Below are 23,951 nucleotides of genomic sequence, written 5' to 3'. Positions count from 1 at the left end.
TAGAAAGAAAAAGAAAACAAATATATGAACTTTATATCAAAAGATGCTCCACTAGAAGTTAGCTTAACAAAAATGAAAAAAATCATAGATGATTTTGGATACAAAATCAAACTATCAAAAGAGAAAAATCCTGTAAAAAATAGCTTTTCAATAAATTTAAGTTTTGAAGGTGCTAATAATTTTATTTTTTCAAATGGTAAAGGAAGCCTTTTAAACTCTTGTTTAGCAAGTGCTTATGGAGAGTTTATAGAAAGACTTCAAACAAATCTATATTTTAATGATTTCTATTTAGAAGATAGAAAATTCTTTTTAGATCAAAAAGAGTTTAATAAAAATGAAGATTTTTTAGATGATGAGATTAAAAAATATTACACTATGGAAGGGCTTGAAGAAGATGATTTTTTGGATTTCAACTCAAACAATTTTGATAAAATTGTATCTCTTCCATTTATAAATCAAACAACACAAAAAAAAGTATATTTTCCTACAAGTATATTATCAAATCTATATGCAAGTAATGGTTTATCTACAGGAAACACACAAAATGAGGCAAAAGTTCAAGCTCTTTGTGAGATTTTTGAAAGATATGTAAAATTAAAAGTTATAGCTGAAGGATTAGCTCTTCCAGAGTTTCCAAAAGAGCTTATAAAAACTTTTACTAAAATTAGTCAAGATATAGAATCTTTAGAAAAGCATGGATTTATTTTAAAAGTTTATGATGCATCTTTAAATGGAAAATATCCAGTTACAGCAATTGCATTTATAAATCCAAAAAACAATACACTTTTTTTATCTTTTGGAAGCCATAGCATTTTAGAAGTTTCAATAGAAAGAACACTTACAGAGCTTTTACAAGGAAGAGATATAGATGAACTTGATAGTTTTGAAAAACCAAGTTTTGATTTAGAAGATATATCTTCAAACTCAAATTTGGAGTCTCACTTTGTTGATTCAAATGCAAAAGTAGCTATTCAATTTTTAAATAAAAATAAATCATTTAATTATACACCTTGGAAATTTGAAGAAAAAGATAGTTCTAAACAATTTGAGCTATTAAAAAATATTTTAGATAAAGAGAATAAAACTATATATTTAAGAGAGTATGACTACTTGGGGTTTTATTCATGTCAAATGATAGTTCCAAATTTTTCAGAGATTTATCCACTTGAAGACCTCATCTATAACAACAAAAATCAAGGAAAACTAATAAGAGATTTTATTTTAAATAAAGAGAGTTACGATTTAGATGAGCTTCTTGATGAATTAAGTGGCTTTGATGATTCTGTAAATATGGGAGCTTTTATTGGAGTTATTTTTAAAGAGGATTTCTCTTTAGGTGAATTCAAAGCTGATATTTTAATAAAACAAAAAGAGTATGAAGAGGCTATTTTTTATTTAGAACAATCAAACAAAGATTTTAACTACACACTTGCACAAGTTTTAAGAGTTTATCAAGAGAATCAAAACTTTGATGATTTTAAAGATGCATTTGTTGATATATTTACAAAAGATAGTATTAAAAAATCTTTAAATATTATAGATGGTAAAGAGTCACTGATTAGTTTAGAGTTTGCCGATGCTTATAAAAACATCTTAAAACTCTTTGATTCAAAAATTAATAGAAGATAAATTTACTCTAAAGAAGAGTACATCTGCTCTTCGCTTAGAGTTTTAACTCCAAGCTCAATTGCCTTATCATACTTACTTCCAGCATCGTCACCAAAAATTACAAAATCTGTCTTTTTTGATACACTAGAACTTACCTTTGCTCCAAGATTTTCTAAAAAGTTTTTTATCTCATCTCTACTTTTACTCATAGTTCCAGTAACAACAACAGTTTTGTTTTTGAAGATATTTTCTCTTGCTTCCTCTTTTATTGTTACTTTTGGATTTAATATATCAAATAACTTTAAAACAAAATCACGATTTACTCTAAAAAACTCTAAAAATGAGTTTGCCATTTGCTCCCCTATTCCATCAATAGAGATTAAATCATCATAAGTAACATCAACTAAAGCTAAACCAAATTTAGAGCAAATTGCTTTTGATGCAACCTCTCCAATATGCTCAATTCCCAAAGCTGTAAGTACTCTATATAGCTCACTATTTTTTGAGTTCTCTATTGCATTTAGAAGATTGTTTATTTTTTTCTCTTTGAACCCTTCAAGATTTTGTAAATCCTCATATCTCAAAGAGTATAAATCTAAAATATCATATATCTTTTTCTCATTTACTAAAAGTTCAACTATTTTTTCACCCAAACCATCAATATTTAAGCAATTTTTACTTGCAAAATAGATTATTGAGTTTACAACTCTTGATGGACAATCCAGATTTTGACACTTAATCATAATATCTTCTATTAAAAGTTCACTTTTACAATCTGGACACTCTTTTGGTTTTAAAATATCTATTTGAGTTCCATCTCTTCTATCTTTTAAAACCTTTGTAATTTTTGGTATTACATCTCCACTTCTAATAATTATTATCTCATCATTTATTTTTAAATCAAGTCTTTGTATCTCATCAAAGTTATGCAGTGTTGCTCTTTCAACCACTGCACCTTCAATCTCAACTGGATTTACAATAGCAACTGGAGTTACAACACCAGTTCTTCCAACTTGTAATATAATATCTTTTAATTTTGTAGTTTTCTCTATTGCTGGAAACTTATATGCACACGACCATCTTGGAAATTTTTGTGTATAGCCCAAACTATTTTGAGTATCTATGTTATTTATTTTTATAACCATACCATCAAGAAGCATAGAAAAACTATCTCTTTTTTCTATCATATTTTTATATATCTCTTCTATTTCAACTGCATCTTTACAAATAGTTTGCATAGGTGCTTCATCAAATCCCAAAGAGAATATATAGTCCATCAAATCACTTATTTTTGAAAAGTTTAAAGAGTTTTGCCCTACTCCCCAAGGAGTAAAATATAGTTTTCTCTTTGCAGTTATACTAGAATCAAGCTGTCTTAAACTTCCAGCAGCTGCATTTCTTGGATTTGCAAATGGGGCTTCACTGTTTTTTAATCTCTCTTCATTTATTTTTAAAAAATCATCTTTTTTTATTACAACTTCACCTCTAATCTCTATTAGAGATTTCTCTTCTATTTTTAGTGGAATTGAATGAATTGTTAAAACATTATGAGTTACATCTTCACCAACGCTTCCATCTCCTCTTGTAATTGCTTGTTTTAAAACACCATCTTCATATATTAAATTTAAACTAGCTCCATCAAACTTTGGCTGAATAAAAAACTCCAACTCATCACCAGCTTTTGAAGCTCTTTTTATCCAATCTTTAAGCTCTTTTGTATCAAAAATATCCTCTTGACTCCACATACGACTAAGATGAGTAGCTTTTGAAAAACTATCTAATATATACCCACCAACTCTTTTATTTGGTGAATTTGGATTACTTAAAAGTGGATTATTTTGTTCAAAATCCAAACACTCTCTTGCAAGTAAATCATACTCTTCATCGCTAGCAAGTGGTTCATCAAAAACATAATAAGCTTTTGCCCAAGTTATTAATTTCTCTATTTTTTTATCATACTCTTCTTTTGTCATATTCTAAACTCATTCTTTAATTTTTGAGTAGTATTGTATCATTTTTTAATATAGGAAGCTCTAAATTAAATATTTTCTAATACTTAGATTATTTTATTATGTTATATTAATCTTCTATTAATTTATTCAAGGAGAGAGTTATGCAAGGATTTAATTTTACTATTGCAAAAAAGATGATTTTATTTGCAATTGTAATTTTTGTTACTATATTTATTACAGGATTATTTAAATTTAATAATCTAATAGATGCAGAAAAAAGTTTTGATACTTTTAAAGATAAAGCGATTGCTGCTAAGTTTTATGTTTTGGAAGTAGAAAAAGAGCTTAATTTTGTTGCTAGAAATACAAGAGATATTATGCTAGGAAATGCATATGAGAGAAATATCAAAAATCTTGAAAATAGTAAAGCAAAAATTATTGATTTGTTTGAAAAAATAGTAAATATCACAGAGACAAAAGAGGAAAAAGAGAAAGTTTTACTTGTAAAACAAACTGTTATTGATTTTGTTGAAGATGGTTATCAAAAAATGAAATCTATGGAAAATATTGAAAGAACTCCTGAAGTTAGAGCAAATATGTATATCGCATATAGAAAAGATGCAACACCTTTGGCAAATAAAAGTAGAGAAAACTTTTCCAAACTTATAAAAGAGATAGAAGATGATTACAATCTTCAAACTCAACTCTATCATACTCAAATGAATGATTTGAAAAATATAATAATTATTGAATCTTTACTTATTATTACAATAGTTATTTTATCTTTAATGCTTCTATCAAGAGATATTTTACTATCTTTAAATAGATTTAAATCTGGTCTTATCTCATTTTTTGATTTTTTAAATAAAAATAGTTCAAAAATAGAGTATATAGATATAAAAAATAGTGATGAGTTTGGATTAATGGCTAAACTTATAAATTCAAATATAGAAAAAATCGAAAATTCAACTTTAGAAGATAAGAAACTTTTAGATGATGTGTTCAATGTAGTAAATAGAGTAAAACAAGGATACTATAGCCAGTTAATAAAAGAGAACTCAACAAATGATACTTTATCTACATTAAAAAATAGTATAAATGATATGATAAGTGCTACAAAACAGAACTTTATTAGTGTAAATAATATTTTAGAAGAGTATGTAAAATATAACTATACAAAAGAGTTAAAACTAGACAATATTGAAAAAGGTGGAGCTTTTGAAACTTTAATAAAAAACATAAATGAACTAAGAAATGCAATCAATGATATGCTTATAAAAGATAAAGAGAATGGAATTACTCTTGATAACTCTTCTAGCGAGTTATTAAAAAATGTTGATAAACTAAATCAAAGTTCAAATGAAGCAGCTGCATCTTTAGAAGAGACAGCAGCAGCTCTTGAAGAGGTAACTTCAAGTATTTCAAACTCAAATAATAAAATAGCTCAGATGTCACAAATAGCTTCAAATGTTACAAATTCAGCATCTCTTGGTGAAAAGCTTGCAAATCAAACAACAACTGCAATGGATGAGATAAATACACAAGTAAATTTAGTAAATGAAGCTATTGGGGTTATAGATAATATTGCATTTCAAACAAATATTCTTTCATTAAATGCTGCTGTTGAAGCAGCAACTGCTGGAGAGGCTGGAAAAGGTTTTGCAGTTGTAGCTCAAGAGGTGCGAAATCTAGCAACTAGAAGTGCAGAAGCTGCAAAAGAGATAAAAGAGATAGTAGAAAGAGCAACTGTAAAAGCAAATGAAGGTAAAAGTATTGCTACAAATATGATTGAAGGGTATAAAGGATTAAATGAGTCTATAAATCAGACAACTTCTTTAATTCAAGATATAGCAAGTTCATCAAAAGAGCAACAAAATGCAGTTATTCAAATAAATGATGCAATAAGTTTGCTTGATAAAAAGACTCAAGAGAATGCTCAAATTGCTGGAGACACTAATAGTATTGCAGAAAAAGCATCTTTAATGGCAAAGAAAATATTAGAAAATGTTAATGAAAAAGAGTTTTTAGAAAAAAATGTTTCAGAAGAGTCTAAAAAGAGTTCTAGTAAAGAAGATGATGAGATAAATGAGGAGATTGATAAAAATAAACTAGAAAATTAATTTTATTAATTTATCTTTTTATTATCTTTTGCTAAGATAATTGACTAAAATTTTGAAGGAATAATATGTTGGAAAAAAAGGGAACTATCCTTTCAGTTAGAGAAGATTTAAAAGTTTTTGATTGCACTATTAGAGATGGTGGACTTGTAAATAATTTTTACTTTAGTGATGAATTTGTAAAAGCTCACTATGAGATGTGTGTAAAAGCTGGTGTTGATTATATGGAGATTGGTAAAAATGTATCTCCAACTTTAATGAGTGAAAAAGAGTATGGAGCTTGGAATTTCTGTAAAGAAGAAGATATTAGAAGAGTTGTTGGGGAGAACAAAACGAATCTAAAAATTGCTGTAATGAGTGATATTGGAAGAAGTTTAAAAGAAGAGCTTAGACCAAAAAATGAGAGTGTTGTTGATATGATTAGAATTGCAACATATATTCACCAAATTCCAGCAGCAATTGAATTAATAGAAGATGCTCACGCAAAAGGATATGAAACAACTGTAAATATTATGGCTATTTCAAAAGTATCAGAAAAAGAGCTAGACGAAGTTTTAGAAGCTTTAAGTAAAACAAATGTTGATGTAATTTATATAGCTGATAGTTTTGGATCATTTTATCCAGAACAAATAAGAGATTTAACAGAAAAATATCTAAGTTTTGCAGAAAAATCAGGTAAAAAAGTTGGAATTCATGCACATAACAATCTTCAGCTTGCATATGCAAATACTTTAGAAGCTATGATTTATGGAGCAAGTTTTCTTGATGTTACAGTTTCAGGTCTAGGACGTGGTGCTGGAAACTGTCCACTTGAACTTCTATTAGGATTTTTGAAAAATCCAAAATATAAACAGATGCCTGTTTTAGAGTTTATTGAAAACTATATAGTTGATTTAGAGAAAAAACTTGACTGGGGATATAGTATTCCTTATATGATAACTGGTCAGCTAAATGAACACCCAAGAGCAGCTATGAAAGCTAGAGATGAAGGCGATACAAAATATAGAGAGTTTTTCAAAAATATATCTTTTATGGAGTAATTTACTCCATAAATAGAGTTTAAATTTTAACTACTCTTGTAGATATTGGTGAGCCATATATGAACTTCTTGCGTATGGACTTGCTTTTACAAACTCAAATCCCAAATCATAGGCTAGTTGTTCATATCGTTTAAACTGTTCAGGTTTAACATACTCTATAACTTTTTCAAAATCTCCACTAGGTGCTAAATATTGACCAATACTTAAAAACTTACAACCAACACTCAACAAATCTTTAAATACAGCAATCATCTCATCTTCTGTTTCACCAAGTCCAACCATTAAAGCACTTTTTGTTTTAATTTTATCTCCACCAAGCTCTTTTAACTTTCTTAAAACCTCTAAACTTCTCTCATAAGTTCCATTTCTTCTAATTCTATAAAGGCTAGGAACAGTTTCTACATTGTGTCCAATAATTGTAGCTCCTGAATCTATTACTCTTTTTAAGCTCTCTTCATTTGCTTTAAAATCAGGAATTAAAATCTCAACTTTTGTTTGAGGAGATTTTTCTAAAATATCTTTAGTTACTCTATAAAATTGCTCTGCTCCACCATCAGCTAAATCATCTCTTGCTGGACTTGTAATAACTACAAATTTAAGTCCTAGTCTTAATACTGAAGTTGTAACTTTTTGAATTTCGCTTAGATCAACACCATGAGGTTTTCCAGTTGTTACATTACAATATGTACATCTTCTTGTACAAATATTTCCCAAAATTAAAAATGTAGCATTTTTATTTGCAAAACATTCACTAATATTTGGACATTTTGCCTCTTGACAAATTGTATGAAGTCCACCTACATCTTTAAGTAAATTCTCCATCTCAATTTGTGCATGAGGAGTTAGTTTTTTTCTTAACCACTCAGGTTTTTTAAAATTTGCTCTCTCTTTAAAATCTATTTGTTGTGTCATTTTTAATTATCCTTATTTAAACTATCTAAAATTTCTAACTCTTCTTTATTTAACTTATCTTCAAAAAACTCTACATTAAATGTAGTTTTAAATGCTTTTATTAATCTATCTTTTGCCTCTTCAAAACTCAAACTTATACCAAAATCCTCTAATGAATTCCCAAAAAGCTCATCTTTTTGTTTTGTATAAAGAGGAATAGAACCGTGCTGAAGTATGCAGTTTTTAGCTCTTTTTTGAGCATTTCCACCAATTTTTCTATTGTTTATTATAATATCATAAGCTTCAAATCCAACTTGACAAAAAGGACTTTTACTTAAAACTATATCTTTATTATCTTTTGCAAAATCTGCTTTTAAACCCAAATCTTCATAAAACTTTAATAAAAATTGACATATTAAGAAGTATGTCTCTTTTACATCTTTATTCTCTATCATATTTGGATTTACTAATATTGTATATGAAATATCATGACCATGAAATAAAACTCCACCACCTGTTAATCTTTTAGAAATATTATTTTTGTAGCTATTTTGTAACTTTTCGTAATCATCTAATTTTTGTCCAGCTCCTAAAGTAACACAATCTTCCCAAGTATAGAGCCTTAATACTGGTATTGAATCATTTTTAAATGATTTAAATAGTGCTTTATCAATATTTGAATTGCTGTTTGAATTAAGATTTTGTGTTATAATCAATCTAAATTTGTTGTTAAATTTCATTCGTTTTTATCCTAAATAAATATGATATAAGTGAATTATAATTTAATTTATATTAAAATTCAAAATTAATTTAAAAAATTAAGATAACTTTTATAAAAGGGGTTTCATGCCAAAGTTAAATTTAGAAGATATTAATCCATTAGAGACACAAGAATGGATGGAGGCTTTAGAGGCAATAATAGAAGAAGAAGGAGTTGAGAGAGCTCATTTTTTACTTGAGAAGTTAATTGATAAATCAAGAAGAAGTGGTGCGCATCTTCCATATAGTGCTACAACTGCGTATATAAATACTATTGGTACAGATGAAGAGCCAAAAATGCCAGCAGATATGGATATTGAGAGAAAAATAAGATCTATTATTAGATGGAATGCTCAAATTATGGTTCAAAGAGCTTCTAAAAAAGGTTTAGAACTTGGTGGTCACATTGCATCATTTCAATCTTCTGCAACTATTTATGATGTTGCTTTTAATCACTTTTTTAAAGCACCAAATGATAAAGATGGTGGAGATTTAATATTTTTCCAAGGTCACATAAGTCCTGGTATTTATGCTAGAAGTTTTGTTGAAGGAAGAATTAGTGAAGAGCAAATGGATAACTTTAGACAAGAGGCTTTTGCTGATGGATTATCATCTTATCCACACCCAAAATTAATGCCTTCTTATTGGCAATTTCCAACAGTTTCTATGGGACTTGGACCTTTACAAGCTATTTATCAAGCAAGATTTTTAAAATATCTTACAAATAGAGGAATAAAAGATTGTAGTGGACAAAAAGTTTACTGCTTTTTAGGTGATGGGGAAACTGATGAGCCTGAATCATTGGGAGCTATTGGACTTGCTGGAAGAGAAGGATTAGATAATTTAATATTTGTAATTAACTGTAACTTACAAAGACTAGATGGTCCAGTTAGAGGAAATGGAAAAATCATTCAAGAACTTGAAGGACAATTTAGAGGTGCTGGATGGGAAGTTCTTAAAGTTATTTGGGGAGGATTATGGGACTCTTTATTAGAAAAAGATAAATCTGGAAAGCTTCTTGAACTAATGGAAAAAACAGTTGATGGAGAGTATCAAAACTTTAAACAAAAAGGTGGAGCATACACAAGAGAAAACTTCTTTAACAAATATCCAGAGACTGCAAAATTAGTTGAAAATATGAGTGATTATGATATTTGGAAACTAAATCGTGGTGGACATGACCCTGTAAAAGTTTATGCAGCATTTAAAAGAGCAACTGAAACTGTTGGAAGACCAACTGTAATTTTAGCAAAAACTGTAAAAGGTTATGGAATGGGAGCTGCTGCTGAGGGTATGAATATTGCTCACCAAGTTAAAAAAGTAGATACTGCGAACTTAATTCAATTTAGAGATAGATTTAATTTACCTCTTACAGATGAGCAAGTTGAATCATTTTCATACTACAGACCTGAACCTGATTCTGCTGAGTTTAAATATTTACAAGAAAGAAGAGCTGCTCTTGGTGGATATGTTCCTCAAAGAAGAGAGAAATTCTCAAATAAACTTGAACTTCCAGCTCTAAATGCATTTGATGCAATGCTTGAAGGTACTGCAGATAGAGAAATATCTACAACAATGGCATTTGTAAGAGTTTTAAATGTTTTATTAAAAGATAAAAATATTGGAAAAAATATTGTTCCAATAGTTCCAGATGAAGCTAGAACTTTTGGAATGGAAGGTATGTTTAGACAAGTTGGGATTTACTCAAGTGTTGGTCAAAAATATATTCCACAAGATAAAGATCAAGTTGCATTTTACAAAGAGGATATTAAAGGTCAAGTTCTACAAGAGGGGATTAATGAACTTGGAGCTATGAGTTCATGGATAGCAGCTGCAACATCATATTCAGTTAATGATTGTCCAATGATTCCATTTTATATCTTCTACTCAATGTTTGGATTTCAGCGAACTGGAGATTTATGTTACGCTGCTGGAGATCAAAAAGCAAGAGGATTCTTAGTTGGAGGAACAAGTGGAAGAACTACACTAAATGGAGAGGGACTACAACACGAAGATGGACACTCTCATATTTTAGCAAATACTGTTCCAAATTGTATAACTTATGATCCAACTTATGCGTATGAAGTTGCTGTTATTGTTCATAATGGAATGCAAAGAATGTATGGAGAGAAACAAGAGGATGTCTTCTACTATATAACAACTTTAAATGAAAACTATACACAACCTGCAATGCCAAAAGGTGTTGAAGAGGGAATTATAAAAGGAATTTATAAAGTTAAAACTTTTGAAGCTAAAAATAACTATAAAGTTAAACTTTTAGGTTCTGGTTCAATATTCCAAGAGGTTCTAAAAGCAGCAGAAATTTTAGAAAAAGAGTATGGAATTTCAAGTGAACTATTCTCTGTAACTTCTTACAACGAATTAGCAAGAGAAGCACAAGATGTTGAGAGAGAAAATCTTTTAAATATTGAAAAAGAGCCAAAATCATCTTATGCAAACACTGTTTTAGGTGATGATGAGGATAATATTATTATCTCTGCAACAGATTATGTAAAAACTTATTCAGAGCAAATAGCTCCTTTTGTAAAAGGAAGCTTTAAAGCTCTAGGAACAGATGGATTTGGTAGAAGTGATAGTAGAGCAAATTTAAGAAAATTCTTTGAAGTTGATACTAATTTTATTGTTTATACAACACTTGCACAACTTGCAAGAAATGGAAAAATTGATAAAAAAGTTGCTCTTGAAGCTAAAAACAGATATGAGATTGATGCAAATAAAATCAATCCACTAAAAGCTTAAGGAGTAAAAAATGGCAAAAATTTATGATATTTTTATTCCTGATTTAGGTGCTGATAAAGATGTTGATTTAATTGATATCATGGTTAAAGTTGGAGATAAAGTTGAAGTTGAAGATGGACTTATAACTTTAGAGACAGAAAAAGCTTCTATGGATGTACCTACAACTCATGCTGGAATTATCAAAGAGATTTTAGTAAAAGTTGGAGATAAAGCTAATAGTGGAGATTTAATTGCTAGAGTTGAAGCTTTAGAAGAGAACTCTAATGAAGAAGTTAAATCTGAAGCAAATATTTCTAAAAAAGAGGAGATTAAAGAGGAAGTTGTAACTCAAACTCCAACACAATTTGTAAAAGAGCAATCTATTCAATCTGTTGTTGAAGAGGTTAGAGTTCCTGATTTAGGTGCTGATAAAGATGTTGATTTAATTGATATCATGGTAAAAGTTGGAGATATAGTTGAAGCTGATCATGGTTTAATAACACTTGAAACAGAAAAAGCTTCTATGGATGTTCCAGCACCATTTGGTGGTGAGATTATTGAACTATTTGTTGAAGTTGGACAAAAAATAAATAGTGGTGATTTAATCGCAAAAATAATAAAAACTGTTGTTGTAGAAAACAAAGTTCCAACTCCAGCATTTCAAGCACCAACTACTCCTACAAAAATAGAAAAAGTTACACCTACTACTCCAACGCTGCAAGAAGTAGCTGCAAGAAGTGCAGATATTGAAGAAGAGAGTAAAGTATTATCTAAAAAAGCTACAAAGGTATATGCAAGTCCAAGTGTTAGAAAAATTGCAAGAGAGTTTGGAGTTGATTTAGGTTTTGTAAAAGGGAGTGCTGCAAAAGGAAGAATTGTAGTTGAAGATATTAAAGCTTATGTAAAAGAGCAATTAAATAAACCAGCAAGTACAACAGGTGTTGGATTTGGATTTAACCTTCCTGAATCAAAAGAGATTGATTTTTCACAATTTGGAAAAGTACAAAGAGTTGAGCTTAGTCGTGTTCAAAAAGTATCAGGTCCATTTTTACACAAAAACTATCTTTCAGCTCCTCATGTTACACAATTTGATGAAGCTGATATTACAGAACTTGAAGAGTTTAGAAAAGAGCAAAATGAGAAAGCAAAAGATTTCAAACTTTCACCTCTTGTATTTATAATAAAAGCAGTTGAAAAAGCTCTAAAACTTCATCCAAAATTTAACTCAAGCTTAAGTAGTGATGGACAAGAGCTAATTATGAAAGAGTATTATAATATTGGAGTTGCTGTTGATACACCAAATGGACTTTTAGTTCCTGTTATTAAAGATGTAGATAAAAAAGGTTTCAAAGAGATTGCAATTGAGTTAGCACAACTATCTCAAAAAGCAAGAGAAGGAAAACTAACTTCAAATGATATGAGTGGTGGATGCTTTACAATTTCAAGTCTTGGTGGAATTGGTGGAACATACTTTACACCAATTATCAACTCTCCAGAAGTTGCAATTTTAGGTGTATCAAAATCTTCTATAAAACCAATTTTTAATGGTAAAAAATTTAAACCTAGACTTATGCTTCCATTAAGTCTATCTTATGATCATAAAGTAATAGATGGTGCTGATGGTGCTAGATTTACAACAACTTTAAGTCAAATCCTAAGTGATTTAAGACTTTTAAGTCTATAAGGAGCTAAAATGACTGAAGTTAAAACTCAAGTTTTAGTAATAGGAGCAGGACCTGGTGGTTATTCTGCTGCTTTTAGATGTGCGGATTTAGGATTTGAAACAACTATAGTTGAGAGATACTCAACTTTAGGTGGAGTTTGTTTAAATGTAGGTTGTATTCCTTCTAAAGCTTTACTTCATGTTGCAAAGGTTATTGAAGAGGCAAAACATATAAAAAATGCTGGAATATTTTATGAAGAGCCAAAAATTGATATAAAAAAAGTTGCAGAGTATAAAAGTGGTGTTGTAAAAAAACTAACTGGTGGTTTAGATGCAATGGCTAAAATGAGAAAAGTAAACCATATTCAAGGTTATGCAACATTTTTAGATGAACATAGTGTTGAAGTTGCTCTTACAAACAGTGATGAAAAAACAAAAGTAAGTTTTGATTACTGTATTATTGCAGCTGGAAGTCAAAGCTCTAAAATGTCATTTATTCCTCATGAAGACCCTAGAATTTGGGATTCAACAGATGCTTTAGAGGTAAAAGAAGTACCTAAAAAACTTCTAATTCTTGGTGGTGGAATTATCGGTCTTGAGATGGGTACAGTTTATTCAACTTTGGGAAGTCAAGTTGATGTTGCAATTCGAGGAGAGCAACTTATGACTGGAACTGATGCTGATTTAATAAAACTTTATACAAAAGCAAACAAAGATAGATTTAATATCATGAGTAAAACTCAAACTCAAAGTATTATTCCAAAACAAGATGGAATTTATGTAGAGTTTAAAGGTGAAAATGCACCTAAAGAGGGTATTTTATATGATGCAGTTTTAGTTGCTCTTGGAAGAAGTGCAAATGGAAATAAACTTGGTCTTGAAAATACTTCTATAGAGGTAAATGAGCAAGGATTAATCAAAGTTGATAGTCAACTGCGAACAAAAGTGCCACATATATTTGCTATTGGAGATATTATAGGTCAACCTATGCTTGCACACAAAGCTGTACATGAAGGGCATGTAGCTGCTGAAGTTATTGCTGGTCATAAAGTATATTTTGAACCAAAACAGATACCTTCTATTGCTTATACTTTCCCAGAAATTGCATGGGCTGGTATGACTGAAATTGAGGCTAAAAAAGCTGGTATTAACTATGAAGTTAGCTCATTTCCTTGGAGTGCAAGTGGAAGAGCACTAGCAAGTGATGTTTCAAATACTGGGCTTACAAAACTAATTTTTAATAAAGATACAAACCAGCTTATTGGTGGAGCGATTGTTGGAGAGAATGCTGGAGAGCTTTTGGGTGAAATCTCTCTTGCTCTTGAGATGGATTGTGACGCAGAGGATATTGCACTTACAATTCATGCTCACCCAACACTACATGAATCTATTGGTATGGTTGCTGAGATTTATGAAGGAACTATCACAGATTTACCAAACGCAAAAGCTATAAAGAGAAAATAATTTCTCTTTATGGTTTAGTTTTATAATATTTTAAACTTATTAATTTTTTAAATAATCCCTTTTAACTTTAAAATCTCCAAAGTCATAGCTTTTCTTTTTGGCAAATCAGATTTTGATTTTGTATCAATATTCATAGCAAAAAACCAAACATCATCTTTGGTCTGTACATAACCAATATACCAACCATATTCACCTTGCCAACCAGTTTTAGCTCTTAATATGTAGCTTTCATTCTTATCTTCTATCATAATATTTTTTATAAAATCTATATCATTTTGATTAAAAGATAACTCATTTAAATGTAATTTTTTTAAAAATTTAATTTGCCCAAAAGTAGTTATTTTTAAAGTACCATCAAGCCAAAAAATAGAGTTGTTTTTTATATTTTTATCTCCATAATCCATTTTTTTCAAATACTCTTTATATCTTTTAGTATCTATATTTGAAGCAAATTTTTCATAAACCCAAAGACACGAGTTTCTAAAAGCAGATTTTATAGTTTGATTTTTATTACAAGATTTATATTTTGTAACTTTTTTATTCCAAATAATTTTTGAATCTTTTTTTACAATACCTTCATTTAAAGCTATCAAACTATGTGGTATTTTAAAAGTTGAAGCTGAAGAAAAGAGTTCACTAGCTCTTTTATCATTATAGATATTTATCTTTTTTTTATTTAAAGATTCTATTACAATAGTTCCTTCAACTTTATATTTTTTGAAAACCTCTTCAACTTCCTTATCCCAAGCAAATAGATTTATAGAAAGTAGTATTAGAAAAAATATTTTAAATTTAAACTTCACATTTCACCTTTATTTTTTAATCTCTTTTAAAATTCTCATAGAGTTAAATATAGCTATTAAAGCTACTCCAACATCTGCAAAAATTGCTTCTTGCATTCCTATAACTGCCCCTGCTCCTAAAAATAAAAAGCCAATTTTTACAGCCATTATGAAAATGATATTTTGATATACAATAACTTTTGTTTTTTTAGCTATTTTTATTGCATCGCTTATTGAATTTAAATTATCATTTAAAACTATAACATCAGCAGATTTTATAGCCAAATCACTTCCAATCCCACCCATAGCAAAACCAATATCAGCATTTGCTAAAGTTGGTGCATCGTTTATTCCATCTCCTACAAATGCAGTTGTTTGGTTTGTATCTTTTTTTATATTTTCATAAATTTTTAGTTTATCTTGTGGTAGTAGCTCATATCTTACCTCATCAATTCCTATATTTTTTGCAACTTCTAAGGCTTGCTCTTTTTTATCTCCTGTTAGCATATAAGTTTTTAATATATTTAGTTTTTTTAACTCTTTTAAAAACTCTTTTGCTTCACTTTTTATAACATCACTTACAACAATATATCCAACAAATTTTGAGTTTATTGATACATAAACAATATTTAAACTCTCATTTAGATTTTGTGAAATTTTTATATCAAATTTTTCAAGAAGTTTTCTGTTTCCTACTAAAATCTCTTTTTCATTTACAATAGCTTTTATACCCAAACCACTAAACTCTTCGCTAAAACTAAGCTCTTTTAGGTTTAACTCCTCTTTGCACTCTTTTACAACTGCTTTTGCTATTGGATGAGTTGAAAAGCTCTCAACTGTCGCAACAACTCTTAGAAGCTCATCTTTACTCATATCAAAAGCTTCTACTTTTGTAACTTCAAAAACCCCTTTTGTCAAAGTTCCCGTTTTATCAAAAACAAAATTTTTGATTTCAGTTAGTTTTTCTATATAGTTTGCACCCTTTACTAGTACACCTTTTTTTGAAACAGCTCCAATAGCACTAAAATATGATAGAGGAACAGATATAACCAAAGCACAAGGACAAGAGATTACTAAAAATACCAAGGCTCTCTCAATCCAATCAGAATATAAAGCATCTTGTATAAAAAGTGGTGGTAAAAATGCTAAAAAAAGAGCCAAAACAACAACTATTGGAGTATAAACAGAAGCAAATTTTGTAATAAATTTTTCAGCATTTGCTTTTTTTAAACTTGCATTTTCAATTAGCTCAATTACCTTTGCGATTGTTGAGTCTTTGTAAAGTGATTTTACTTTTAGATAAACAGCATTTGAAACATTTATATATCCACTTAAAACCTCTTCATTTTGTTTTAAAGTTTTTGGTTTAAACTCACCCGTTATTGCACTTGTATCAAAAGAGCAAGAGTTTTCAAGCAAAATAGCATCAACTGGAACTTTTTCTCCAACTTTTACTAAAATAACATCATCTAGCTTTAACTCTTGAGGAGTTTTTTGAACTATAGTTTCACCCTCTTTTACAAATGCAAATTCTGGTTTTATATCTATAAGTGCATTTATACTATCTCTTGAATTATTTACAGCAACTCTTTGAAACATCTCACCAACTTGATAAAAAACCATAACAGCAATAGCTTCAATAAAATCCAAAAGAGCAATTGCTCCAATTGTTGCAATTGACATTAAAAAATACTCATCAAAAACTTTTCCAACAATAATATTTTTAAATGCCTTATATAAAACATCCCAAGCAACAATTATATATGCTATTAAAAAAACTGTTATTTGGATTTGTCTATTTTCTATATAGTTATATGAGATATAAGTTAAAAAGAGTGATAAAAAAGTAATAAACAAAAGCTTTTTGTCTAAATTTTGCCAAAATCTTTTTTGATTTTTACTCTCTTCTTTTACAATGATTACCTCTTTTTCTATCTTTTGAATCTCTTTTTCTATTAAATCACTTAAATCTTTGTCTATATTTTGCTCAAATGTTAAAGTTGAAGTAGAGAAATTAAGCCTTACATTTGATAACTCTGGCATATTATTTAAAGTTTTCTCTATTTTCAATGCACAGTTTGCGCAATCAAGATTTTGTAGTTTTAGTTTTTTCATCTATAAATTCTTTCTATTTTTACTATATTTTTAAAAAAAAAGTATATCTATATGGCTATGAATTGAATATTAATTTTGTTAAAAGAGCAAGATATTTTGCAATATCTTGCTTAAAATTTGAGTCTATTTACTTTTTAAACTAGAGCTTACTCTTCTACTTCTACCAAAAGTTCTTTTTGAACTAGAAGTTTTATCTTCTGTTTTAGAAGCTCTACTTTGTGTTGCTCTATTTGCACCACTTTTTGCTCTATTTCTACCATTTGAAATAGGTTCTGCTTTTATATTTGGATTTACTTTAAATCCTTCTATTGCTATTTTATTTATCTTTTGTTTAATTAATTTCTCAATTGCTAACAAATAATCATGCTCATCAATACAAACTAAAGATATAGCATCTCCACTATTTCCAGCCCTTCCTGTTCTTCCAATTCTATGAACATAATCTTCAGGAACATTTGGTAACTCAAAATTTATTACATGAGGAAGTTGGTCTATATCAATTCCCCTTGCAGCAATATCAGTTGCAACTAAAACTCTTACAGTTCCAGCTTTAAAATCATCCAAAGCTTTTGTTCTTGCACCTTGAGATTTATTTCCATGAATTGCGGCTGAAGTTATTTTATCTTTTATTAAAGCTTCACTTAGTTTATTTGCACCATGTTTTGTTCTTGTAAAAACTAAAACTTGTTTCCAGCTATTTTTATTTAAAAGATGAATTAAAAGCTCTTTTTTTCTCTCTTTATCAACATGATGAACAGTTTGTTCAACTTTGTGTGAAGTGCTGTTTGCTTTTGAAACCTCTATTAAAACAGGAGTTTTTAGCAAACTATCTGCTAATTTTTTAATCTCTGGTGAAAAAGTAGCTGAAAAAAGTAGATTTTGTCTATGTTTTGGCAAAATTGATAATATCTTTTTAATATCATGAATAAACCCCATATCAAGCATTCTATCAGCTTCATCTAAAACCAAAAACTCTACTTTTGATAAATCTAAACAGTCTTGAAAAACCAAATCAAGTAATCTTCCAGGAGTTGCTGTTACAATATCAACACCCATTTTTAAGATTGCTTTTTGAGGATTTATTCCAACTCCTCCAAAAATAACAGCTGATTTAAATGGAAGATATTTTCCATAAACTTCAACACTTTGAGCTACTTGTGTTGCTAACTCTCTTGTTGGAGTTAAAATAAGTGCTTTTACAGAACTTTTTCTATCTTTTGAATAGTTTTTATTTAATAATTCCAAAAGTGGAAGTGTAAAACCAGCTGTTTTTCCAGTTCCTGTTTGAGCAGCTGCTAAAACATCTTTTTTTGACAATATAACTGGAATAGCCTTTGCTTGAATAGGAGTTGCTATTGTATAGCCCTCTTCTTCTACTGCACGAAGAATTTGTGGACATAATCCTAAATTTAAAAATGACATAATTACCTTTGTTTTATGAACCTACAAAAGTGATTAGCTTAAGTTACGATCTAGGTTGAATAATTTGAATTTAAATGAGTTGTAGAAAATCTACATAAACGAAGTCAGGCATAGACCGAAGTATGCCGAAATTGTGAGATTATATCACAATTTCTTCAATAAATCATCAATTTTTTTATTTGACTCAATAATATTTTCTAATTTTATATTTTTATTTAAAACTTCACCATAAGTTGTATCTACAATCTCTTTTAAACTTATTGGTTTTGCTAATTGATTTGCAAAAAGAAGCAGATTTACTCCACTATTAATAGCTAGTGTTAAAGTCTGTTTTAAATCATAATGTTTACTAATAGCACTCATTTGTAAATCATCAGTTATTAAAACCCCTTGATAATTTAGCTTATCTCTTAAAAGTTTTGTGTTTATATTATGTGAAAGTGTTGCTGGATAGTTTTTATCTAAATTTTCATTATAAACATGAGCTGTCATTATTAAATCAACCTTGTTGTTTTCTATAAAATATTTATAAGGTTCTAGCTCAACTTCACTCCAAGTATTTGATATATCAACAAATCCTAAATGCGAATCAGCCAAAGATGAACCATGCCCTGGAAAATGTTTTAAAGTTGCAAGAACACCCTCTTTTTTTAACTCATCAACAAAAATAGATGCATATTTTGTAACTTCATTTGCATCTTTTGAGTAACTTCTTCCAAGTTTATATATAACACTATTGTTTTTATTTATAGCCAAATCAACAACAGGCGCAAAGTTTAAATTAATACCAACATCACTTAAACCTTTTGCCATAGCTTTATAACTATCTTTTGCGAAACTTTCACCTTTTTTTGAAATTTCACTTGCATTTAAAGTTTCAATAAATCCAATATCAGCTTTTAATCTTTGAACTCTTCCACCCTCTTGATCAATTGAGATAAGTAATTTTCTATCACTAATTTTTTGCAAAGTCTGATTTAAAACTCTTAACTGCTCTAAATTTTCTATATTTTTTGCTTTTGTCTTATCGTTTGGATCTTTATCAAACAATATAACTCCACCCAAACCAAACTCTACATCTTTATAAATTTGACTATTTTTAGTTATTTTTGTATCTGTAAATCCAAGAATAACCATTTTTGCAATCATCTGTTTTATTTGCATTTCACTATATTTATCTTGTGCAAAACTTGAAATTACAAGTGCTAAAACCAATAATATTTTTTTCATAAAATCTCCTACTTAACCCAGTTTTTATAGTTTGTAAACGATGGAAACTGCCTTTTAAAATCATCAATTTCAAAAGAGTAACTATAGTTTTCCATATACTCTTGCAAAGTATCATAAGCTTTTTTTAGCTCCATAAACTTCTCATTGCTTCCACCCTCAACATCTGGATGATATTTTTTTGAAAGCTTTAAATATCTTTTTTTTATATCTTTTTTACTCATTGTTGAGATTATTCCAAATATCTCAACTGCTTTTATAAAATCTTCATAACTCATAAAAATCCTTTAAAAGTCTATATTGTACACAAATATTATGATTAATCTACTTATTGTATAATGTCAAAATTTTTTAAAAAAGGTAATATTTTATATGAATTTTTTAGCAACACTAATTAAATATGCAATAATTTTTGGGATTTTATATCTTATTTTCACAAATTTTGGAGTATTTTTAGCAGTTATTGGTGGAATTGTTCTATCTTTTGTTTTAATCATCTATTTTTTAAAAAGAGAGCTTAGAAAAAGAGCACAGCAATTTGAGTTTAAATTTGAGAGTTTTACAAATAAAGATTATGAAAATTTTGACTTTAGAAACTTTAAAAACTTCAACAATCAAAATTTTCAAGGAAACTTTTATACTCAAAGTTCAAAATTACAAGAGGCAAAAGAGTTTTTTGGTTTTTCATCTACTCCTTCTAAAGAGGATATAAAAAAAAGATACAAAGAGTTAGCAAAAATTTATCACCCTGATTTAAATGGGCAAGATGATGAGAAGATGAAAAAGTTAAATGAGTATAGAGATATTTTAATGCAAAACTATGGGAACTAAGGATTAATATGGTAGATATGACAAAAGTGGCAAATATAATTTTATATATGTTACATAAGCAAGTAAAAGGTTTAAACAACAAAAAAGTAGAGTTGATGCTATTTTTTATGGAAAAAAATCATCTTGATTTTTTTAATCAAAAAATTGTAAATGAAGAGTTTATAAAAGATAAAAGGGGTGTTAAAGCAAAAAATCTTAGTGAGATTTTTGAGTTAATTATAGATGAAGTTGATCTTGATGAAGATGATGAAAGAGTCTATTTTATTCAAGAACTTTTAGATTTTTTAGAGATTGATATTGTTGAAAAAAATGGTTACAAAGAGCTTAACTTCTCAAAATTTGAAGAGGATTTCAGTGAAGAGTTATTTTCAAAAGATGAGTTTAAAACTATTCATAAAGTTGTAAGCTTATATAAAGATACAACTGTAAGAAATCTTGCAAATGAATCTTTTTCTATTGATAAAGTAAGAAGTGTGGAACTTGGAGATTTAATTTTATGATAGAAAACATTGATATTTTGGCAATACTATTTTTTTCTCTTTTTTTAATATCTCTTATATTTTTATTTACTCTAAAATCAAAAATATCTCAAAAAGATATAGAACTTGCAAAACTGAGCCAAAACCTTGAGTTTTTATCAAAAAAAGTTGATGATTTTTTAAAAAATGAGCAAGAGTTATTAAAAAATATTGCAAATTTAGAAGAGCAAAATATTAAGCTTAAAATTGAAAACTCATCTTTAAATGCAAATATAGATTTTCAAAAAGAGAATAATCAAAAATTAAAAGATGATTTAGAAGAGCAAGGCAAAAAATTAGAGCTTAAACTAAATGAGATTATGCAAAATAATTTGGATAATAAGCTAAAAAAATTTGATGAAACTTCACTAAAAGGTCTTGATAATATTTTAAAACCATTTAAAGAGAATATTGACTCTTTTCAAAAAAGAGTTGAAGAGTCTCAAGAAAATAGTACAAAGAAATTTGCCGAGCTATCAAAAGAGATTGAGATGCTTACAAAAGCTGGACTTAATATTTCTCAAGAGGCAGAAAACTTAACAAAAGCATTAAAGGGTAAAAAACAGACTCAAGGAAGCTGGGGTGAGATGATTTTAGAGAGTGTTTTAGAGTATTCAGGACTTTTAAAAAATATTCACTATTTTACTCAACAAAGTTATAAAGATGAGCATGGTGATACAAAAAGACCTGATGTTATTATAAAACTTCCACAAAATAGATCTATGATAATTGACTCAAAAGTTTCATTAAATGATTATGAAGAGTATATAAGAGCACAAAGTGATGAGCAAAGAGCAATTAGCTTAAATAATATTGTAAGCTCTTTTAAAAACCATATAGATAATCTTGATTCAAAAGATTATGCACACTACAAAATTGGAACGCTTCAATATGTATTTATGTTTGTACCAATAGAAGGTGCATTTTCACTTGCTGTTCAAAAAGATCCAACTTTGTATGAATATGCTTTAAAAAAACATATAGCAATAGTAAATCCATCTACTTTAACAGTATCTTTACGAACTATATATTTATATTGGCAAAGCGAACAATCTTCAACTTTGGCTAGTAAACTATTTGATGAGGCTGGAAAGTTATATGATAAAATGGTTAATTATACAGATAGCTTCAACAAAATAGGAAACCAAATAAAAGCTTTAAATAATAGTTACGAAACTGCTTCAAAACAGTTAAGTGAAGGTAGTGGTAATATTTTAACTAGAGTTGAAAACTTAAAAAAACTTGGTGCAAAAACTACAAAAACTTTAAAAGATTCAAAAATAGAGTTTGAGGATTTTGATGAAAATAGGATTGAAGTTTTGATGCTTGAAGAGTAAATGTAATAGATTTCTCTATTACATTTAAAAATTATACATGATAGTTTGGTGCTTCATTTGTAATTGTTACATCATGAACATGAGACTCTTTTAATCCAGCACTTGTAATCTCTACAAATTCGGCTGTTTGTTGGAAAATAGATATATCTTTTGAACCTAAATATCCCATTGAACTTCTAAGTCCACCAACCATTTGGTGAATAATATCAGCAATACTTCCTCTATATGCAACTTTTCCTTCAATTCCTTCAGGCACAAGTTTATCAGCAGCAGTTCCCTCTTGGAAATATCTATCTGTACTTCCTTTTGTCATAGCTCCTATGCTTCCCATACCTCTATAAGATTTAAACTTTCTTCCTTGGTATAAAATAACTTCACCTGGACACTCATCAGTTCCAGCTAAAGCACTTCCCATCATAACACAACTAGCACCTACTGCTAAAGCTTTTGCAACATCTCCTGAATATCTAATTCCACCATCTGCAATAATTGGAGTTCCTGATTTTTTAGCTTCAATTGCACACTCATCAATAGCACTCATTTGAGGAACACCAACTCCTGCAACAATTCTAGTTGTACAAATACTTCCAGGTCCAATTCCAACTTTAACACCATCAGCACCAGCTGCAATTAAATCTCTTGTAGCTTCAGCTGTTGCTACATTTCCAGCAATTAACTCAACATCAAGTTCTGCTTTAATAGCTTTAACTGTATCTAAAATACCTTTTGAGTGACCGTGTGCTGAGTCTAAAACTAAAACATCAACTCCAACAGCAACTAAAGCTCTAGCACGATCAAGTTGATTAACACCAATAGCAGCACCAACTCTAAGTCTTCCAAACTCATCTTTACAAGCATTTGGATACTCAATTTTTTTATTAATATCTTTAATTGTAATAAGACCAATTAATTTATTATCTTTATTTACAATTGGAAGTTTCTCTATTTTATTTTGATGCATAACTTCAGCAGCTTGCTCAAGTGTTGTTCCTTCTACTGCTGTAACTAATGGCATTTTTGTCATTTTTTCATAAACTTTAAATCTATAATCTTTTGTAAATCTCATATCTCTGTTTGTTAAAATTCCAACTAAAATACCATTATCATCAACAACAGGAACTCCAGAGATTTTATAGTTTGCCATAATATCTTCAGCATCTTGCAGAGTTTGCTCTGGTTTTATTGTGATTGGATCAATTATCATTCCTGATTCTGATTTTTTAACCTTTTGACACTGTAAAACTTGTGACTCAATATCCATATTTTTATGAATAATTCCAATTCCACCAAGTCTTGCCATTGCAATAGCTGCTTGATACTCTGTAACTGTATCCATAGCTGCACTTACAAATGGAATATTCAACTCTATATTTCTTGTAAGTTTAGTTTTGATACAAACCTCTTTTGGTAATACTTCAGATTTAGCAGGTACTAACAACACATCTTCAAACGTTAAAGCTCTTTTTCTTATTTTCATCTTTAAATC

General features: G+C 28.9%; 18 protein-coding genes. 9 read left to right on the top strand and 9 right to left on the bottom strand.

What is annotated here, in order from left to right:
* Positions 1 to 24: 24 nt before the first annotated feature.
* On the top strand, positions 25 to 1,629 hold the full coding sequence (locus ASKIR_RS03670) for a YcaO-like family protein (protein WP_115588497.1): 1,605 nt from the start codon (positions 25 to 27) through the stop codon (positions 1,627 to 1,629).
* Between the two features lie 2 nt (positions 1,630 to 1,631).
* Here the strand turns inward: ASKIR_RS03670 and ligA are convergent, their stop codons facing one another.
* Positions 1,632 to 3,581, bottom strand: a complete 1,950-nt coding sequence (gene ligA, locus ASKIR_RS03665; protein WP_115588496.1) for an NAD-dependent DNA ligase LigA — start codon at positions 3,579 to 3,581, stop codon at positions 1,632 to 1,634.
* A 140-nt stretch (positions 3,582 to 3,721) separates the two neighbouring features.
* On the opposite strand from ligA, the gene ASKIR_RS03660 reads away from it, so the two are divergent.
* Together ASKIR_RS03660 and ASKIR_RS03655 are read left to right on the top strand one after the other, a co-directional pair.
* The gene (locus ASKIR_RS03660) at positions 3,722 to 5,680 is read left to right on the top strand and encodes a methyl-accepting chemotaxis protein (protein WP_115588495.1); all 1,959 of its coding nucleotides are present in this window, start codon (positions 3,722 to 3,724) and stop codon (positions 5,678 to 5,680) included.
* A 65-nt stretch (positions 5,681 to 5,745) separates the two neighbouring features.
* Positions 5,746 to 6,717 (top strand): aldolase catalytic domain-containing protein, encoded by a 972-nt coding sequence (locus ASKIR_RS03655; protein ID WP_115588494.1) that lies wholly within the window; start codon positions 5,746 to 5,748, stop codon positions 6,715 to 6,717.
* Between the two features lie 30 nt (positions 6,718 to 6,747).
* Here the strand turns inward: ASKIR_RS03655 and lipA are convergent, their stop codons facing one another.
* Together lipA and ASKIR_RS03645 are read right to left on the bottom strand one after the other, a co-directional pair.
* A complete protein-coding gene (gene lipA, locus ASKIR_RS03650; RefSeq protein WP_066161525.1) occupies positions 6,748 to 7,629 on the bottom strand; it encodes a lipoyl synthase in 882 nt (293 codons plus the stop codon).
* A gap of 2 nt (positions 7,630 to 7,631) precedes the next feature.
* On the bottom strand, positions 7,632 to 8,348 hold the full coding sequence (locus ASKIR_RS03645; RefSeq protein ID WP_115588493.1) for a lipoate--protein ligase family protein: 717 nt from the start codon (positions 8,346 to 8,348) through the stop codon (positions 7,632 to 7,634).
* A gap of 106 nt (positions 8,349 to 8,454) precedes the next feature.
* On the opposite strand from ASKIR_RS03645, the gene aceE reads away from it, so the two are divergent.
* The 3 genes from aceE to lpdA are packed head-to-tail and all read left to right on the top strand — an operon-like array spanning position 8,455 to position 14,233.
* Positions 8,455 to 11,127 carry a pyruvate dehydrogenase (acetyl-transferring), homodimeric type gene (aceE, locus tag ASKIR_RS03640; RefSeq protein ID WP_115588492.1) on the top strand — a complete coding sequence of 891 codons (2,673 nt, stop codon included), beginning with the start codon at positions 8,455 to 8,457 and terminating at the stop codon, positions 11,125 to 11,127.
* Between the two features lie 10 nt (positions 11,128 to 11,137).
* Positions 11,138 to 12,790, top strand: coding sequence for a dihydrolipoyllysine-residue acetyltransferase (locus tag ASKIR_RS03635; protein WP_066350931.1), 1,653 nt, complete (start codon positions 11,138 to 11,140; stop codon positions 12,788 to 12,790).
* Between the two features lie 9 nt (positions 12,791 to 12,799).
* Positions 12,800 to 14,233 carry a dihydrolipoyl dehydrogenase gene (gene lpdA, locus ASKIR_RS03630; protein WP_115588491.1) on the top strand — a complete coding sequence of 478 codons (1,434 nt, stop codon included), beginning with the start codon at positions 12,800 to 12,802 and terminating at the stop codon, positions 14,231 to 14,233.
* A 47-nt stretch (positions 14,234 to 14,280) separates the two neighbouring features.
* Here the strand turns inward: lpdA and ASKIR_RS03625 are convergent, their stop codons facing one another.
* From ASKIR_RS03625 to ASKIR_RS03605, 5 genes are all read right to left on the bottom strand, one after another.
* On the bottom strand, positions 14,281 to 15,036 hold the full coding sequence (locus ASKIR_RS03625) for a penicillin-binding transpeptidase domain-containing protein (protein WP_115588490.1): 756 nt from the start codon (positions 15,034 to 15,036) through the stop codon (positions 14,281 to 14,283).
* A 9-nt stretch (positions 15,037 to 15,045) separates the two neighbouring features.
* Complete coding sequence (locus ASKIR_RS03620) at positions 15,046 to 17,130, bottom strand: heavy metal translocating P-type ATPase (RefSeq protein WP_115588489.1); 2,085 nt, start codon at positions 17,128 to 17,130, stop codon at positions 15,046 to 15,048.
* Positions 17,131 to 17,253: 123 nt separating this feature from the next.
* The gene (locus ASKIR_RS03615; protein ID WP_115588488.1) at positions 17,254 to 18,552 is read right to left on the bottom strand and encodes a DEAD/DEAH box helicase; all 1,299 of its coding nucleotides are present in this window, start codon (positions 18,550 to 18,552) and stop codon (positions 17,254 to 17,256) included.
* Positions 18,553 to 18,696: 144 nt separating this feature from the next.
* Entirely contained in the window at positions 18,697 to 19,782 is a 1,086-nt protein-coding gene (locus ASKIR_RS03610) for a glycoside hydrolase family 3 N-terminal domain-containing protein (RefSeq protein ID WP_115588487.1), read from the bottom strand.
* Positions 19,783 to 19,790: 8 nt separating this feature from the next.
* The gene (locus tag ASKIR_RS03605) at positions 19,791 to 20,057 is read right to left on the bottom strand and encodes a DnaJ domain-containing protein (RefSeq protein WP_115588486.1); all 267 of its coding nucleotides are present in this window, start codon (positions 20,055 to 20,057) and stop codon (positions 19,791 to 19,793) included.
* Between the two features lie 94 nt (positions 20,058 to 20,151).
* On the opposite strand from ASKIR_RS03605, the gene ASKIR_RS03600 reads away from it, so the two are divergent.
* Genes ASKIR_RS03600 through ASKIR_RS03590 form a run of 3 tightly spaced genes read left to right on the top strand, consistent with a single transcriptional unit; the run spans position 20,152 to position 22,465 of the window.
* Complete coding sequence (locus tag ASKIR_RS03600; protein ID WP_066161539.1) at positions 20,152 to 20,610, top strand: J domain-containing protein; 459 nt, start codon at positions 20,152 to 20,154, stop codon at positions 20,608 to 20,610.
* Between the two features lie 8 nt (positions 20,611 to 20,618).
* Positions 20,619 to 21,110, top strand: a complete 492-nt coding sequence (locus ASKIR_RS03595) for a type II toxin-antitoxin system antitoxin SocA domain-containing protein (RefSeq protein WP_115588485.1) — start codon at positions 20,619 to 20,621, stop codon at positions 21,108 to 21,110.
* The gene (locus ASKIR_RS03590; RefSeq protein WP_066161544.1) at positions 21,107 to 22,465 is read left to right on the top strand and encodes a DNA recombination protein RmuC; all 1,359 of its coding nucleotides are present in this window, start codon (positions 21,107 to 21,109) and stop codon (positions 22,463 to 22,465) included. The genes ASKIR_RS03595 and ASKIR_RS03590 overlap by 4 nt, the downstream gene beginning before the upstream one ends.
* A gap of 31 nt (positions 22,466 to 22,496) precedes the next feature.
* Here ASKIR_RS03590 and guaB read toward each other — a convergent pair whose 3' ends face one another.
* Positions 22,497 to 23,942 carry an IMP dehydrogenase gene (guaB, locus tag ASKIR_RS03585; protein WP_066161546.1) on the bottom strand — a complete coding sequence of 482 codons (1,446 nt, stop codon included), beginning with the start codon at positions 23,940 to 23,942 and terminating at the stop codon, positions 22,497 to 22,499.
* Positions 23,943 to 23,951 lie beyond the last annotated feature (9 nt).

Origin of the sequence: Aliarcobacter skirrowii CCUG 10374 (assembly GCF_003544835.1) — a bacterium.
GTDB classification, from domain to species: domain Bacteria; phylum Campylobacterota; class Campylobacteria; order Campylobacterales; family Arcobacteraceae; genus Aliarcobacter; species Aliarcobacter skirrowii.
The sequence above is the reverse complement of the archived record's forward strand: the minus strand, read 5'-3'. Positions and strand labels throughout refer to the sequence as shown.